18 protein-coding genes are annotated in these 15,258 nt (G+C 28.8%); 14 read left to right on the forward strand and 4 right to left on the reverse strand.

Annotated elements, in window-relative coordinates; translation table 11 throughout:
* Positions 1-8: 8 nt before the first annotated feature.
* The 7 genes from GXK56_RS09395 (at position 9) to GXK56_RS09420 (ending at position 3,593) form a co-directional block, all read left to right on the forward strand.
* Positions 9-1,007 carry a hypothetical protein gene (locus GXK56_RS09395; RefSeq protein ID WP_160687204.1) on the forward strand — a complete coding sequence of 333 codons (999 nt, stop codon included), beginning with the start codon at positions 9-11 and terminating at the stop codon, positions 1,005-1,007.
* Positions 1,008-1,019: 12 nt separating this feature from the next.
* Complete coding sequence (locus GXK56_RS09400; RefSeq protein WP_160687205.1) at positions 1,020-1,355, forward strand: hypothetical protein; 336 nt, start codon at positions 1,020-1,022, stop codon at positions 1,353-1,355.
* Positions 1,356-1,505 (forward strand): hypothetical protein, encoded by a 150-nt coding sequence (locus tag GXK56_RS27750; protein WP_202127852.1) that lies wholly within the window; start codon positions 1,356-1,358, stop codon positions 1,503-1,505.
* Positions 1,506-1,604: 99 nt separating this feature from the next.
* On the forward strand, positions 1,605-1,835 hold the full coding sequence (locus GXK56_RS09405; protein WP_160687206.1) for a hemolysin XhlA family protein: 231 nt from the start codon (positions 1,605-1,607) through the stop codon (positions 1,833-1,835).
* Positions 1,836-1,862: 27 nt separating this feature from the next.
* Complete coding sequence (locus GXK56_RS09410) at positions 1,863-2,075, forward strand: phage holin (RefSeq protein ID WP_160687207.1); 213 nt, start codon at positions 1,863-1,865, stop codon at positions 2,073-2,075.
* 315 nt (positions 2,076-2,390) lie between these two features.
* Positions 2,391-2,633 (forward strand): phage holin, encoded by a 243-nt coding sequence (locus GXK56_RS09415; protein WP_160687208.1) that lies wholly within the window; start codon positions 2,391-2,393, stop codon positions 2,631-2,633.
* 33 nt (positions 2,634-2,666) lie between these two features.
* Entirely contained in the window at positions 2,667-3,593 is a 927-nt protein-coding gene (locus GXK56_RS09420; protein ID WP_243156072.1) for an N-acetylmuramoyl-L-alanine amidase, read from the forward strand.
* Between the two features lie 8 nt (positions 3,594-3,601).
* Here the strand turns inward: GXK56_RS09420 and GXK56_RS09425 are convergent, their stop codons facing one another.
* Entirely contained in the window at positions 3,602-4,054 is a 453-nt protein-coding gene (locus tag GXK56_RS09425; RefSeq protein ID WP_160687210.1) for a GNAT family N-acetyltransferase, read from the reverse strand.
* 339 nt (positions 4,055-4,393) lie between these two features.
* Between GXK56_RS09425 and GXK56_RS09430 the strand changes: the two genes are divergently transcribed.
* Entirely contained in the window at positions 4,394-4,819 is a 426-nt protein-coding gene (locus GXK56_RS09430) for a GNAT family N-acetyltransferase (RefSeq protein ID WP_160687211.1), read from the forward strand.
* Between the two features lie 76 nt (positions 4,820-4,895).
* Here GXK56_RS09430 and GXK56_RS09435 read toward each other — a convergent pair whose 3' ends face one another.
* Positions 4,896-5,420 carry a GNAT family N-acetyltransferase gene (locus GXK56_RS09435; RefSeq protein WP_160687212.1) on the reverse strand — a complete coding sequence of 175 codons (525 nt, stop codon included), beginning with the start codon at positions 5,418-5,420 and terminating at the stop codon, positions 4,896-4,898.
* Between the two features lie 379 nt (positions 5,421-5,799).
* On the opposite strand from GXK56_RS09435, the gene GXK56_RS09440 reads away from it, so the two are divergent.
* The 3 genes from GXK56_RS09440 (at position 5,800) to rho (ending at position 9,849) form a co-directional block, all read left to right on the forward strand.
* Positions 5,800-6,093 carry a hypothetical protein gene (locus GXK56_RS09440; RefSeq protein WP_160687213.1) on the forward strand — a complete coding sequence of 98 codons (294 nt, stop codon included), beginning with the start codon at positions 5,800-5,802 and terminating at the stop codon, positions 6,091-6,093.
* Positions 6,094-6,270: 177 nt separating this feature from the next.
* Complete coding sequence (locus GXK56_RS09445; protein ID WP_160687214.1) at positions 6,271-7,881, forward strand: CTP synthase; 1,611 nt, start codon at positions 6,271-6,273, stop codon at positions 7,879-7,881.
* Between the two features lie 489 nt (positions 7,882-8,370).
* Positions 8,371-9,849 carry a transcription termination factor Rho gene (rho, locus tag GXK56_RS09450; protein WP_160687215.1) on the forward strand — a complete coding sequence of 493 codons (1,479 nt, stop codon included), beginning with the start codon at positions 8,371-8,373 and terminating at the stop codon, positions 9,847-9,849.
* A gap of 56 nt (positions 9,850-9,905) precedes the next feature.
* Here rho and GXK56_RS09455 read toward each other — a convergent pair whose 3' ends face one another.
* Entirely contained in the window at positions 9,906-11,012 is a 1,107-nt protein-coding gene (locus GXK56_RS09455) for a glycosyltransferase (RefSeq protein WP_160687216.1), read from the reverse strand.
* Positions 11,013-11,334: 322 nt separating this feature from the next.
* Complete coding sequence (rpmE, locus tag GXK56_RS09460) at positions 11,335-11,544, reverse strand: 50S ribosomal protein L31 (RefSeq protein WP_160687217.1); 210 nt, start codon at positions 11,542-11,544, stop codon at positions 11,335-11,337.
* A 199-nt stretch (positions 11,545-11,743) separates the two neighbouring features.
* On the opposite strand from rpmE, the gene GXK56_RS09465 reads away from it, so the two are divergent.
* The 3 genes from GXK56_RS09465 to prfA are packed head-to-tail and all read left to right on the forward strand — an operon-like array spanning position 11,744 to position 15,255.
* Positions 11,744-12,328, forward strand: coding sequence for a thymidine kinase (locus tag GXK56_RS09465; protein ID WP_160687218.1), 585 nt, complete (start codon positions 11,744-11,746; stop codon positions 12,326-12,328).
* A gap of 26 nt (positions 12,329-12,354) precedes the next feature.
* A complete protein-coding gene (gene prmC, locus GXK56_RS09470; RefSeq protein ID WP_160687219.1) occupies positions 12,355-14,115 on the forward strand; it encodes a peptide chain release factor N(5)-glutamine methyltransferase in 1,761 nt (586 codons plus the stop codon).
* 57 nt (positions 14,116-14,172) lie between these two features.
* On the forward strand, positions 14,173-15,255 hold the full coding sequence (gene prfA, locus GXK56_RS09475) for a peptide chain release factor 1 (RefSeq protein ID WP_160687220.1): 1,083 nt from the start codon (positions 14,173-14,175) through the stop codon (positions 15,253-15,255).
* Positions 15,256-15,258 lie beyond the last annotated feature (3 nt).

Here is a 15,258-nt window from a genome sequence, read left to right on the forward strand (position 1 = left end):
GGATAAAAATGGAACAATTTATAAAAGGAGAGTTTGATGCTCAAGACAAATTAAATAAAAACTTTAAGGAGATTGAGACGTCCTTGTCCGAAAAAGTAAAACAAGTAGACTTAAATACTACAAATGCTAATTTAGCACAATTAAGTAATCCTAATTTACTTATTAATGGTGACTTCCAAGTGTGGCAAAGAGGTACAAGTTTTGTAGTTAGTAATGGACAAGGCACATATACTGCTGATAGATACCTGTTAGTTAACGAGTATAACGTTACATGTAATTGTACAATAACAAAGGAATGTTCTGGTGGAATTAGAATATGTTTTGATAAAGATGTTTCTAATTCATCAAATCTTAGATATAACTGGGATATGACCGAATTAAGAAAACTCGTAGGTAAAACATTGACATTTTCAACTGAATATAAAAATGAATATGGTGGCATATTTGAAACTCCTATTATTATATTTGCTAGTGGTGGTAATGTAAACATTGCAACAATAAAAACAAGTTCTACTGCATTGTCTAATGGTTATACAAAACGTGTTCATACATTTACAATAACTAGTATCGATGATTCTGTAACTGCTTGTCATTTTCAATTATATAGAGCAGCAAATGCATCTTTATTTGGTTATCATATTATAAAATATGTGAAATTAGAAGCTGGTTCTATATCTACTCCTTTTGTTTCTAAAAGTTATACAGAAGAATATTTAGATTGTTTAAGATATTATAATTCAATGCCATATACAGCACAAGGAAGTAAATGTGTCAATTGGGCAGGTGAGGTTGTTAGTGGAAATACGTACTTAGCAAATATGAAATTTCCAGTTGAAATGCGTATTACACCAACAATGACTAGCAATGTTTACTGGAGTGACAAATTTTCAACAACTGCAGGATTAGTAGAAGCTACACCATTTGGTTTTGTTGAATCGCGTATTGCAACGGCAACAGGAATTGGAAGATTTATAACTGGTTGGATAGCTGACGCAGAAATACATTAGGAGGTATGAAAGATGAACGAAAATACAATTAAAGTTTATGTACAAGTAAATAGTAATAATATTATTACAAGTATAAATAGTAGTATATTTATTTCAGATTTAACTGATTGGATATTAATAGATGAAGGATATGGTGATAAATATTCACATGCTCAAGGAAATTATTTAGACAAGTATTTAATAGATCTGCAAGGAAAATATAATTACAAGCTTGTTGATAATAAGCCAGTAGAGATGACAGATGAAGAAAAACGAAAGTTATTTCCGGTACCAGTTCGCCAATTAACTCTGGAGGAAAGAGTTGCAATGATTGAAAACTTACAATTACAAAAAGAGGGGGTAATTTAAATGGTTAATCCAATCTTAGTAGAAATACTAATTAATAAAATTAATAGTGGTGAAATTAATCCTAATACAAATGAAGCCTTTAAGGTAGGCGATATTAAGAGTGCAGAATATAAAACTGCTGTAGAAACTAAATTAAATGCTACACAATAGGAAGAAACAGCGAACTAACATAAGATGAACAAAAAATCTATACAAACATTCAAAAAAAGTATTTATTTCATTACGTAAATCCAAGAAAGGAAGTGTAATATGAATGAAGAACTAATAAAAGACAAGCTAGAAACCCACGAAATTCGCTTAAATAATCATAGCTGCAGATTAGATAAATTAGAACAAGACAGTGCCAGTTTTAAAATTGAATTAAAAAATCTATGTGATAATTTAAAAGCTTTAACCAGCGTGTTAAAAGGACTAATAGGACTTGGAACAACGACTTTGGTGGGCTTTTTTATTTATTCCATAGAAAAATTAATAAAATAAAGTATTTATGAAAGAAGGGAAGTAGAAATGAATATTAATTGGAAAACAAGATTCACTAACAAAACATTTTTGATTGCTTTATCAAGTGCTGTAGTACTATTAACACAGCAGTTAGGGCTAAGCTTATTCCCAGATAATTGGAGAGATGTACTAAATACTATATTAACAATATTTATTCTCCTTGGTGTAGTTATTGACCCTAGTACTGCTGGAATAAGTGACCAAAAAGCTAGTGAATAAAAAGTTATGGAAGAAAACAAGTATAATAATTTTTTGGATTAGATAAAGAATTATCACAAAGAGTGTGATAAATGGAATAGAAAGATATTATTTAAGTATAGTTTGAAAATTTGTTGATTAGCTGAATTCAGAAAGAGTATATTAAGGCTTCATACTGATAAAACACCAATTTATAAAGTGATGAAATATAGTTAGATTTATATTGTAATTTTAGTGAATCAATAAAAAGAGAGTACCCTTAGAGTTACTTCTTCATATTATGTAATAAAGAAAAGTTACTAAATAAAAAGATATTAAGAAAGAAGTGGAGTAAAAATGAATATTAATTGGAAAGCGAGATTTACTAACAAAGCATTTTTAATATCAGTGGTAAGTACCATAGTCCTATTAAGTCAACAGTTAGGTTTGAGTATATTCCCAGAAAATTGGGCAGATATATTCAATACTATATTAACTATATTCATTTTGCTTGGTATAGTTATTGATCCTAGTACTCCTGGAATAAGTGATCAAAAAGAAAGTATTGATAAAACAATAGATCAAAATAGAGAGGGTTAATAATTTATTTCATTTGTGAAAAGAGGGTATCCTTTGAGGTTATTCTCTTTTCTATACAATAAAGAAAAAATAATTTTAAATATTAAGAAAGATGGTGAAATTATGAAAATTGGATTAAGAGCAGGACATTCAGATAATTGTACAGGAGCTATAGGAATAGTTGATGAGCATGAACAAATGAAAGTTTATTATTCAGCAATAAAAAATGTTTTAGAGAATTATGGACATACAGTAATAGACTGCAATAGCAATGGAAATACTTCTGGTCAAGAATTAGCAGAAGGAGCGTATAAGGCTAATAGTAACAATGTTGAATTATTTGTATCTTTGCATATGAATGCTAGTGATGGCAATGGTCATGGAGTAGAAGCTTGGGTTAGCGGTATAAACAGCAAGGCTTATGGTATAGCAAATAATTTATGTATGAATTTTGGTAGCTTAGGTTTTACAAACAGAGGGGTTAAAATTTCAAAAACTTTATATGAAATGAAGTATATTAGTGCTCCTAATATTATCTTTGAAATTTGTTTTTGTGATAGTCAAACAGATATAGATATTTATAATAAATATTCATGGGAAAAACTAGCATATATGTTTTCAAATTCAATAGATAGTAATATCCCTAAAGAACCTAATATTTTGAAGTTAGGCTGGAATAAGGATTTAAAAGGCTGGCGATATTATACTAATGTAAATGATAAAAATTTTTATAAGGATTCATGGGAAATGATAGATGGCATATGGTATTCTTTTGATAGTTTCGGCTATGCAAGAGAATCTACTTGGTTAGAAGAACAGGAAAAATGGTATTATCTCAAGGACAATTGTGCCATGGCAAAATCAGAATGGATTTGGGTTGATGGAGAATGCTATTGTTTTAATGAACATGGAGTACTATATGTAAATTGTACAACTCCAGATGGATATAGAGTTGATGAAAGTGGTGCATGGATTCAATAATATCCTATTTATAAGACTTTTTTCATGCAGACACTGTTTGAATCCCCCACATATGGAGCGTAATTTTCTACTATTTCATATCCGAGTTTTTTGTATAATCTAATTGCTTCAAGTTGTTTTTGACCAGTTTCAAGGATAGAATATTTGTATCCTTGTTTTTTTATTGATTCCTCTAATTTACCAACTATTAGTTTTGCTAAACCTTCTTGTCTATTTTCTTTTTTTACAAATATCCTTTTTATTTCAGCAGAATCATGACTATATTCTTTAAATGCACCACATGCAGTAGGTATTTTGTTTTTATATATTACTATTGCTTCATTTATATAATCAATTGTATTATGTTTATCATAATTCGCTTGTATATCTCCATATCTTGCCCAAAGATCTTCATCTAAGAGTTTTGTAAGCTCAATGAAATCTGTATTTTTATTATCGGTTTTTAATAATTCTATACTCATTTTTTGTACCTCCAAATTTATTAGCATTATTAAGAATTCCAAAATTTAAGTTAAAAATTAATAAGAAATTCTTTTAAATATCCTTTGATTAACACCACTTTAAAAACTTAGTTTAACTTTCTATTAGAATAATAACAAAATATACTTGAAAATTAAACTGAAAATTGAATTAGGGCATAATTCAATTGATTATATATACTAAAAAATATGCTATGATTAATTAATGAGGGTTGGATAAAGGCGTGAATACCATAAGAAATTGAAATTGGAAATTTATTTTTATAAAAGCAAGTTATTTAGCTGATTTTGAACTTATTATATGGAATAGGAGAACATAAAATGAGAATTATTGAAAAAGATCCAAATGAATCAGATGCAATTCTTTTAATGGGGGAATTATCTCAGACTTTAGAAACTATTACAGGTGCAAGCGGGAAGAATTCCTTTAATTCAGAAGATGTTTGTGTACCGCGTTCACTATTTGTAATCGCATATGATGAAAAGGACGAGCCTATTGATGAAAATATAGCTGAAGTAAAAAGGATGTTTGCGAAAGTAAAAACAAGTGGAGTTGGAACTCAAATTTTATCATATTTAGAAATGCAGGCAAAAAAGCTTGGATATTCTGCTATTTGGCTTGAAACCAGATTAATAAATGAAAAAGCTGTATCATTTTATAAGAAGAGTGGATATAGTAAGATTCCTAACTATGGAAAATATGTTGACCAGCCTAATGCAATTTGTTTTGAAAAGAAATTAACTTAGAAATCCCTCTTAGGGATTTCATCCATAACTAGTACATATTCTTAATTGCCTTTTAACTTTGCCGACAGCTTCTATTTTAACTAAGAGTTATCCAATATCTTTGTATAGTATCATTTTCTTTTTGGATTTCATTTTCTAAATGAGCTCCATTTTTTAACATAGTTTTAGCGGAAGCAATATTATTTTTATTGCAGGTAATTAAAACTTTTTCTAAATTTAATTCTTTACATTTTTCTAAGGCTAATCCTAACATTTCAGAAGCATATCCCTTTTGTCTTTCTGATTTTCGAATACTATAACCTATGTGTCCTCCATAGTTAAGTAAATAGTTGTTTAAATAATGTCTAATATGAATCATGCCTATTAAGCGCATGTCTTCCTTGGAAAAGGCCATATATAAAGTTGCTGGAACAAAACCATCTATCAATGTTTCTCCTTTTGAATTAGAACATAGGAGTTCATACCATTCATCAAAGGTTTCAATGTCTTTTAAACCAGCAGTACCATCTAAGCTGTCTCCACTTTCAAGAAATTCATTTTTATATTCTAAAATTTCTTTCTTATATTTAGGGGTTGGTAAAATCAATTTTAATCTACTCATTTTTCCTCCTATTATATTTGAAGAATTATTTATACTAATGACATAGGAAATAAATTAGTGTAAAAATTTTATATTTAATAATAACTACATTCATATATTATACTATCAAAAAAATATAAAAAACAGTCTTATATGTATTTATTTGTAAAGTTAAACACATGAATCATGATTAATAAATGACATTTAGTAAATTTGCAAATATTTATTTAAAAGTGATTATAGAAGAAAAAAGTGGCTATAATTTAAGAAAATAGAAAATAAGATAGAGAAAGAGAGTTTTTATAACTTAATATAAATAATTACAAACTATATCTCCAAATATTTAAAATTATAACTCTAAATTCATAATTTTTAACTGATCTAAGTAAGGTGGTGTTGTATGCAAAGTAAACTAAAATATATAAAAATATTAAAAGTCATATGCAGCTATTATGGGATAAAAGAAGAAAATTTTATAGAATTAATAAAGAATAGAGATGATAAGTATATATTACTGCTTATTTTAAAAAATAATAATTGTTTAGATAGGGAAAAGATTAAGGAGATATTGAGATTAAAAAATTCAAAGACCATAAACAGTAGTTTACGATTAGCAGAAGAAAAATTATTGGTGAATAGATTATTTAGAGAAAAATATTTTGAATTGGAAAATAGTATAGACAAAATGATGTGACGAAATTAATAAAAAAAAGACTAGATATTAATAAAAATCTGTGATATTATATTACCTATGTTATTAAGAAACGCAAATAACCCATATGTAATTTTATGGGGTAATTCACATTATAGCATTAGTTGAAAAAAAAGTCAACATAAATATAATAATATTATTTAACATGGGAGGATAAAGATGAGCACTAAATACATTTTTGTTACAGGTGGAGTTGTTTCGGGGATAGGTAAGGGAATAACAGCAGCATCTCTTGGAAGATTATTAAAGAATAGAGGCGTTAAGGTTTCACTTCAAAAATTTGATCCATATTTAAACGTAGATCCAGGAACAATGAGTCCGTATCAACATGGAGAGGTTTTTGTAACTGATGATGGAGCTGAGACTGACTTAGATTTAGGTCATTATGAAAGATTCATAGATGAAAATTTAACTCTAAATTCAAATGTTACAACTGGTAAGATATATAGTTCAGTTATAGAAAAAGAAAGAAGAGGAGAATACCTTGGAGCTACAGTTCAAGTAATTCCTCATATAACAAATGCCATAAAGGATAAAGTATATCAAGTAGCAAAAGAGAGAGAAGTAGATGTAGTAATAACTGAAATTGGTGGAACAGTTGGAGATATAGAATCACAACCATTTTTAGAAGCAATTAGACAGATTAAGAGTGAAGTTGGAGCAAAAAATGTTTGTTACATCCATGTGACTTTAGTACCATACTTGGGAAAAGCAGGAGAATTAAAAACAAAGCCTACTCAACATTCTGTAAAAGAACTAAGAATGATTGGTATTCAACCAGATATCATTGTTTGTAGAACGGAAAAAGAATTATCAGATGACATAAAGGGTAAGATAGGTTTATTCTGTAATATTGATGGGGAATCAGTAATTCAAAACCTTGATGCTGAACATCTTTATGCAGTGCCACTAATGTTACATGATGAAGGTTTAGATAACTTAGTATGTGAAAAATTACATTTAGGCTGCAAAGATATAGATAATTCTGAATGGATTCAAATGGTAAATAAAATAATGAATCTTAAAGATAATGTTAAGATCGCTTTAGTTGGTAAATATGTTGAATTACATGATGCATATATATCTGTAGTTGAAGCTTTAAGTCATGGTGGATATGCTAATGATTCTAAGGTAGAAATTAAATGGGTTAATGCAGAAGAACTTGAACAAGGTGATGTTAATGAAACACTTAAAGGTGTAGATGGAGTTCTTGTTCCAGGTGGATTTGGTGATAGAGGAATCGAAGGTAAGATTTTAGCTATAAAATGGGCTAGAGAAAACAAAGTTCCATTCTTAGGAATCTGCTTAGGAATGCAATGTGCTGTTATTGAATATGCAAGAAATGTATTAGGATTTGAAGATGCAAACAGTTCGGAAATAAATCCAGATACAAAATATCCTGTAATAGATCTTATGAATGATCAAAAAGACATCGAAAATCTTGGTGGAACAATGAGACTAGGACAATACCCATGTAAGCTTGAAAAAGATACTAACTCATTTGAGGTATATAATTCAGAACTTATAAGTGAAAGACATAGACATAGATATGAATTCAACAACACTTACAGAAAGCAATTAGCTGAAGCAGGAATGCAAATCGTAGGAACTAGTCCTGATGATAGATTAGTTGAAATAGTTGAAGTTAAAGATCATCCTTGGTATGTAGCAGTTCAATTCCATCCTGAATTGAAATCAAGACCCAATAAACCACATCAATTATTTATAGGATTTATAAAAGCTGCATTAGAACAAAGCAAAACAAAATAATTGTTTTATTCAAAAGATTAATATATAATTAAATTTGAATAAATGATTTATAAGAACTGGTGAATTTTTAAAAGGGTTTACCAGTTCAAAATTATATTAAGGTTAAGGTATAAGGGAAAAGCGAATTTGCATTTTCATGTATCTAAAGAAAAAATATTTATATATGTAAGTTTATCTGCATAAACTTAAACTGTTTTCAAGTTTTATTATTTATATAAAAGTTAAATATTCAAAGTCTCATATCATATCTAAATATCTTATTAATAAATTTCCTAATATAAATTTAAAAAATATATATTGTGCAAAAATCTAAATATATTAATCAAAATCATTTGTTAAATATAGTACGTTAAATTTTTTAACTAATAATTATGATGTAAGTTGTATTATATATGAATAATATGGTTTATTTATATTTGATTTTGCAGAATATATAAATAATAAAAGTGATTTTTATAGATTTTAAATCTATAAATTGGAGGTGCCAATTTGACAAAACAAGAATATGAAAGTATGACTTTAACATCTTTAAAGGATATTGCTAAAGATTTAGGTGTTAAAAATATATCTAAATATAAGAAGAATGAATTAATAGAGGAAATAATTAAAAATTCCCCAAATTCTATAAAAAAAGATGGTGTGATATTAAGGGAAAATATAGCTCCTAAAGTAACAGCGGAACCTGAGGTTGAAAAAACAGCAGTTAATCAGACTAGAACTACTGATAATAGAGAAAACATAAGAACTACTAATGAGACTAGAACAAATAATAATCTAGAAGCTACTAGAACAACAACTGAAGCTCAAAATGCAGAGAAAAAAGAAATTTTAAAAGAAATGATAAATGATTCAACTATGGCAAATGGTATTCTTGAAATCTTAGAAAACAACAGTTTTGGTTTTTTAAGATGTAAGAATTATTTGACTAGCAGTGAAGATATTTATGTTTCTCCATCTCAAATAAGAAGATTTAATTTGAGAACAGGTGATGAAGTTGAAGGTAAAGTAAGAGAAGCTAAAGAATCGGAAAAATTTAAGGCTCTATTATTTGTTCAAAAGGTAAATGGAGAATCTCCTGAAAAAGCTATTGGTAGAAAATATTTTGAAACTTTAACTCCAATATATCCTAAAGAAAGAATTAAATTAGAAACTTCCGATGGGACTGATTTATCTTCAAGATTAATGGATATAATCTGCCCAATAGGAAAAGGTCAAAGAGGGATTATAGTAGCTCCTCCTAAGGCAGGTAAAACTACTTTATTAAAGAAGGTTGCTCAAAATATTACTAAGAATCATCCGGAGATTAAATTAATTGTACTTCTTATAGATGAAAGACCTGAAGAAGTTACAGATATGAAGAGATCTATAAATGGAGATGTTGTTTATTCTACTTTTGATGAAGAGCCACAAAACCACGCTAAGGTTTCTCAAATGGTTTTAGAAAGAGCTAAGAGAATGGTTGAACAAGGTAAAGATGTTGTCATTTTAATGGATAGTTTAACTAGATTATCAAGAGCATATAACTTAACAATAACTCCTACTGGTAGAACTTTATCTGGAGGTCTTGATCCAGGTGCGCTTATAATGCCTAAGAAATTCTTTGGTGCAGCAAGAAAGATTGAAGAAGGCGGAAGTTTAACAATACTTGCTACTGCACTAGTTGAAACTGGTTCGAGAATGGATGATATGATATTTGAAGAGTTTAAGGGAACAGGAAATATGGAAGTTCACTTAGATAGAAGATTACAGGAAAGAAGAATCTTCCCGGCTATAGATATATATAAATCTGGAACAAGAAAAGAAGATTTGATTCTTTCTAAAGAAGAACTAGAAGTTGCATTTTCAATTAGAAGAACTATGTATAAAGAGAAAAATGCAGATGGTGTTACAGAAAATCTAATCAATATGTTATCCAAAACTAAAAATAATGAAGAATTTTTAAATGTTTTTCCTAAGAAGGAAATATAAAAAATAAAAATAAAAATAAAAATAAAGATGACCATTAAAATTTTAGATGGTCATCTTTATTTCTTTTCCATAAGCTGATCTGCAAGATCAACGATTTTTGTTAGGGAATATTTTGAGGATAATTCCTTAAGTTTATTCTTCATTTTTAATAATTCATCTGGATTTTCTATTAAGTGGTTTACAGTATCATTTAATTTGTTTAAATCTTTAACGCATATTGAATATCCTTCACTAGTGAGAAAATCTATATTTTCATTTTCCTGACCAGGAATTGCAAAAGGAATAACTAAAGGGATATTTTTAACAATAGATTCTGTAACTGTAAGGCCTCCTGGCTTTGAAATTATTATGTCACAATAATCCATTAAGTAAGATACATCTTTAGTAAAACCTAGAATATGAAGTTTTTTATTTTCAAATTTGTGATTGCTACAATAATTTGTTAATTTATTTTTTAAATTATCATTTTTTCCACAGACAACTGTTATTCTTAATTTATTTGGATTTTTTAGAAGTTCCTTAAGAACGAGGAAAATAGTATTTAATCCAAGACTTCCGCTCATAAGCAGCAAATTGAAATACTCATGATCCTTTAAATCATCAGCAGTGGTTACTTCTGTGTAAAATTTACTGTTTATAGGAATTCCTAAAGGATGTATTTTATCAGGCCTAATATTTCTGTCTACCAAAGATTGTTTAGTATAATTACTTCCAGTTATATAAGCGTCTACATATGAGTCTACATATAAGTAATGAGCTTTAAAGTCTGTAACTATTAAAATATATGGAGCTTTTAGGCCCTTCTTTTTTAAATCAGAAATAACACTTATACTTAGGGCGTGGGTGGCAACAATTACATCAGGATTAATTTCATAGACTAGCTTTGCAACTTTTTTCTTTGTAAGAAAAAAAGGAAACTTTAAGAAGTCGTTTATGAATTTATTATCCGTCAATTTATAAAATAATCCATAGGTTCTTGGGAACTTTGCTGCTGAAATTTCATACCCTGCTACGATTAAATTATTGAGAAGGGTACTGTTTTTAGCCAAAAAATCAAGCTTTGTAATTTCATATCCTGCATTTTCAAAAGATTCTGCTAGAGAAGCAGCGGCCTGATTATGTCCCTGACCTGTGGAAGTTGTCAAAATCAAAACTTTTTTCATGAAAGTCACTCATTTCCGCAATATTTATATTAAATATTTTAACATGTTTATTATACTCTTAAAATATTAAAATTAACTTACCAATATATTAATATTAAATTAAAAAATAGCATTAGATAAGTTAAAAGTTAAGAATAAAAAGCTCGTAGCTTTTTTGTTTGATATTTAAACTAAATTTAAAGGATATATAATTTAAATATATTTATATACTTCAATTAGCGATTATACAGTATCTTATATTAATTGTAAAAGAGAAATTTTAAAGGATTTTTGAAATAAACCTTAAAGAAAAAGGGAAAGACAATGTCTTTCCCTAAGTTTCTTACTTGTTGCCAAGGTTGAATCTCTTGTTGAATTTATCAACTCTTCCACCAATGTCAACAATTTTTTGTTTACCAGTGAAGAATGGGTGGCATTTAGAGCATATTTCAACTTTTAGTTCTTCTTTAACAGAACCTGTAGTGAAAGTGTTTCCACATGCACACTTAACCACTGCTTCGTGGTGGTATTCTGGATGTATGCCTTCTCTCATTATTATTCACCTCTTTCAATTATATAAACTTGCGTTAATTATATTCAATAACAACCATTAGATTATAGCATAACCCTATTTTAGCGTCAATAAGTAGAAAGCATAATTGATGAAAAATAATATAAAAATATCTTTTTATGCTGAGTATTAAATGATATAATCGAATATGATACCTTAAACAAAGGAGAGAACTTTAAGAGTGAGTAAATTATATTTTAGATACGGTGCTATGAATTCTGGTAAGTCAACTCATTTAATGCAGGTGGCTTATAATTATGAAGAACGTGGCATGAAGGTAATTATATTAAAACCTAAAGTTGATAAAAAGGGAGGAAATACTCTTGTATCAAGACTTGGAGTAAATAGAGAAGTAGACTTATTGGTTTCGGATAAAGATGATGTTTTTCAAATTATTGAAAGCCTTATTCATGAAAATAGACAAATTGACTGCATATTAGTAGATGAGGTTCAGTTTTTGAAAAGTAATCAGATAGATGAATTATTTCAAATTGCAATTAAATTGGATATTCCTATTATTTGTTATGGACTTAGAACAGATTTTAAGATGGTTGGTTTTGAAGGAAGTACACGATTGTTACTATTAGCTCATAGTATAGAAGAAATGAAAACCATATGTGCATGTGGTCAAAAAGCTATATTTAACGGAAGAAAAATAAATGGAAGGTTTGTATTTGAAGGAGAACAAATTGCAATTGATGAGCAGGATGATGTGAGATATGAATCATTATGTGGAGATTGCTATTACAAATATAAACAAAAATAATATAAAGAGAGTAAGTGATTTTTGTAATGAGAAGATGTGATGTTGGAGGTCAAGCTGTTATTGAAGGCGTTATGATGCGAGGAAGTAAAAGTCTTGCTACGGCTGTTAGAACTCCAAAAGGAAATATAGAAATAGAATATAAGGACAATAGACCAATAACTAAAAAATATCCGTTTTTAAATATTCCTTTCCTTAGAGGATTTTTTATATTAATAGAATCAATGAAGGTTGGGATGGATTCATTAAATTATTCAGCTGCATTTATAGATGATGGAACTGAAGAACCTACAAAATTTGAAATTTGGCTTGAGAAAAAATTTGGTCAGAAAGCTAATGACATAATAATAAGTGTTACAATGTTTGTTTCATTTATTTTTGCAATAGGTCTTTTTGTTGCACTGCCAACAGGAATAGCATCATTTTTTAAAAATACGGGAATATCCCATGTGGCACTAAATTTAATTGAAGCAGCTGTAAGAATAATAATTCTACTATTATATATGTATCTTATAAGCAAACTTAGTGATATATACCGAGTATTTCAATATCATGGTGCTGAACATAAAACTATTTTTTGTTATGAAGCAATGGAGGAGCTAACAGTAGAAAATGTTAGAAAACAGCCAAGACTTCATCCAAGATGTGGAACTAACTTTTTATTTTTAATAATGTTTGTTAGTATTGCAATTTTTTCTTTCACAGGCTGGGGAGGAATTATAGAAAGATTAGCAATAAGAATATTAATGATACCTGTAGTAACAGGAATAAGCTATGAACTTATCAAATGGCTTGGAAGAAATGAAAATGCCTTGGCTAAAATAATTGCTTATCCAGGTCTTAAGCTTCAATTATTAACAACTAAAGAACCAGACGATTCTCAAATTGAAGTTGCAATTGCTTCTTTAAAGGCAGCAGAAGGAATTAAAGATCCAGATAAAACAATTGAAGAATTAATAAATACTGGTACAGTTACGTTGAAAGACAATGGAATTGACACAGCAAGATTAGATGCAGAATTATTGCTTGGAAGCATAATTGAAAAAAACAGAGTTTATTTAATAAGTCACAATGATGATACAGTAAATTCGGAAGATGCTGAAAAATATTTTGCACTTATTGAAAAACGCAGAAAAAAGATGCCAGTAAAATACATTTTAAATAAATGTGAGTTTATGGGTCTTGAGTTGTACGTTGAAGAAGGTGTTTTGATTCCAAGAGATGATACAGAACTTCTAGTTGAAGAAGTGCTTAAAAACATAGAAGAAAATGAAGAAAAAAATGTTTGCGATTTATGCTCGGGTTCTGGTGCTATTGGTATAGCTCTAGCTCATTTAAGAAAGAATATAAAGGTGGATTTAATAGATTATTATCCTATTCCAGAAAAAGTTTCCTTAATTAATGTAGAAAAAAATTCTTTGAAGGATAGGGTTGATTTTATAAAGAGCGATTTGTTAGAAAAGCCTATAGAAGATGGAAAAATGTATGACATAATAGTTTCAAACCCTCCTTATATAGAAGAAGCGGAAATAGGCAAGCTTATGGAGGATGTTAAAAATTATGAACCACATACTGCTTTAAGCGGAGGTGTTGATGGTTTAGAGTTTTATAGAAAAATAATTGTTCAAAGCAAGAAGGTATTAAAAGAAAATGGCATATTAGCATTTGAAATAGGATATAATCAAGGAGAAGCCATAAAATCCTTGGTAGAAGAAGAAGGTTTTAAAGATATAAGAGTTATTAAGGACTTTGCATCTTTAGACAGAATGGTTATAGCAGTTAATTGTTAACTGACCTAATCTGTGTTATAATGTAGAAATGTGAAAAATGATATACGGAGTGATTAAATGTTATTAGATAAATTAGAATTTATAGAAAATAAATATGATGAATTATCAGTAAAAATCAGTGATCCATCAATAATGCAAAATCAAAATGAATGGAGAAAGCTTTGTAAAGAGCATTCTGATTTAGAGATTATAGTAAATGCTTATAGAGAATATAAGAAGGTTATTGAAGACTTACAAGCTAACAAAGATATGTTGAGCAGCGAAAGTGACAAGGAAATGAGAGAAATGCTTAATGAAGAAATAGCATATCTTACAGAAAGACAGGCAGAATTAGAAACTCAAATACAAATATTATTATTACCTAAAGACCCTAATGATGAAAAGAACGTATTTGTTGAAATTAGAGGTGGTGCTGGTGGTGAAGAAGCAGCACTATTTGCATACAACTTATTTAGAATGTATACAAGATTTGCAGAAACTCAAAGATGGTCTACAGAAATCATGAGTTTAAATGAAACAGATCTTGGTGGATTCAAAGAAGTTGTATTTATGATTAAAGGTAACGGTGCTTATTCTAAATTAAAATATGAAAGTGGAGTTCACAGAGTACAAAGAGTACCAGATACGGAATCAAGTGGAAGAATTCATACCTCAACAGTAACAGTTGCAGTGCTTGCAGAAGTTGATGACGTTGAAATAGAAGTTTTAGATAAAGATATAAGAATTGATGTATTTAGAGCTTCAGGAAATGGAGGACAATGCGTTAATACTACAGATTCGGCTGTTAGAATTACACATTTACCTACTGGACTTGTAGTTTCATGTCAGGATGAAAAATCACAATTAAAAAATAAAGAAAAGGCTATGAAGGTTTTAAAATCAAGACTTTATGAAGCAGCAGAAAGGGAAAGAGCTGAAGGAATAGCTGAAGATAGAAAGAGCCAAGTTGGAACTGGGGATAGAAGCGAAAGAATAAGAACTTATAATTATCCACAAGGAAGAGTTACAGACCATAGAATAGGACTAACATTATATAAGTTAGAAACATTTTTAAGTGGGGATCTTGATGAAATGATAAATGCCCTAATTACAGCAGACCAAGCTGAAAAAATGAAACTAATGGGAAATACACAAGTGTAGTGA

This window comes from Clostridium sp. C2-6-12, assembly GCF_009928485.1.
Classification (GTDB): Bacteria; Bacillota; Clostridia; order Clostridiales; family Clostridiaceae; genus Clostridium.

Bases quoted from the DNA above. Each gene is read 5' to 3' on its own strand.
- GXK56_RS09395 (WP_160687204.1), top strand. From the start codon at position 9: ATGGAACAATTTATAAAAGGAGAGTTTGATGCTCAAGACAAATTAAAT.
- GXK56_RS09400 (WP_160687205.1), top strand. From the start codon at position 1,020: ATGAACGAAAATACAATTAAAGTTTATGTACAAGTAAATAGTAATAAT.
- GXK56_RS27750 (WP_202127852.1), top strand. From the start codon at position 1,356: ATGGTTAATCCAATCTTAGTAGAAATACTAATTAATAAAATTAATAGT.
- GXK56_RS09405 (WP_160687206.1), top strand. From the start codon at position 1,605: ATGAATGAAGAACTAATAAAAGACAAGCTAGAAACCCACGAAATTCGC.
- GXK56_RS09410 (WP_160687207.1), top strand. From the start codon at position 1,863: ATGAATATTAATTGGAAAACAAGATTCACTAACAAAACATTTTTGATT.
- GXK56_RS09415 (WP_160687208.1), top strand. From the start codon at position 2,391: ATGAATATTAATTGGAAAGCGAGATTTACTAACAAAGCATTTTTAATA.
- GXK56_RS09425 (WP_160687210.1), bottom strand. From the start codon at position 4,054: ATGAGTATAGAATTATTAAAAACCGATAATAAAAATACAGATTTCATT.
- GXK56_RS09430 (WP_160687211.1), top strand. From the start codon at position 4,394: ATGAGAATTATTGAAAAAGATCCAAATGAATCAGATGCAATTCTTTTA.
- GXK56_RS09435 (WP_160687212.1), bottom strand. From the start codon at position 5,420: ATGAGTAGATTAAAATTGATTTTACCAACCCCTAAATATAAGAAAGAA.
- GXK56_RS09440 (WP_160687213.1), top strand. From the start codon at position 5,800: ATGCAAAGTAAACTAAAATATATAAAAATATTAAAAGTCATATGCAGC.
- GXK56_RS09445 (WP_160687214.1), top strand. From the start codon at position 6,271: ATGAGCACTAAATACATTTTTGTTACAGGTGGAGTTGTTTCGGGGATA.
- GXK56_RS09455 (WP_160687216.1), bottom strand. From the start codon at position 11,012: ATGAAAAAAGTTTTGATTTTGACAACTTCCACAGGTCAGGGACATAAT.
- rpmE (WP_160687217.1), bottom strand. From the start codon at position 11,544: ATGAGAGAAGGCATACATCCAGAATACCACCACGAAGCAGTGGTTAAG.
- prmC (WP_160687219.1), top strand. From the start codon at position 12,355: ATGAGAAGATGTGATGTTGGAGGTCAAGCTGTTATTGAAGGCGTTATG.
- prfA (WP_160687220.1), top strand. From the start codon at position 14,173: ATGTTATTAGATAAATTAGAATTTATAGAAAATAAATATGATGAATTA.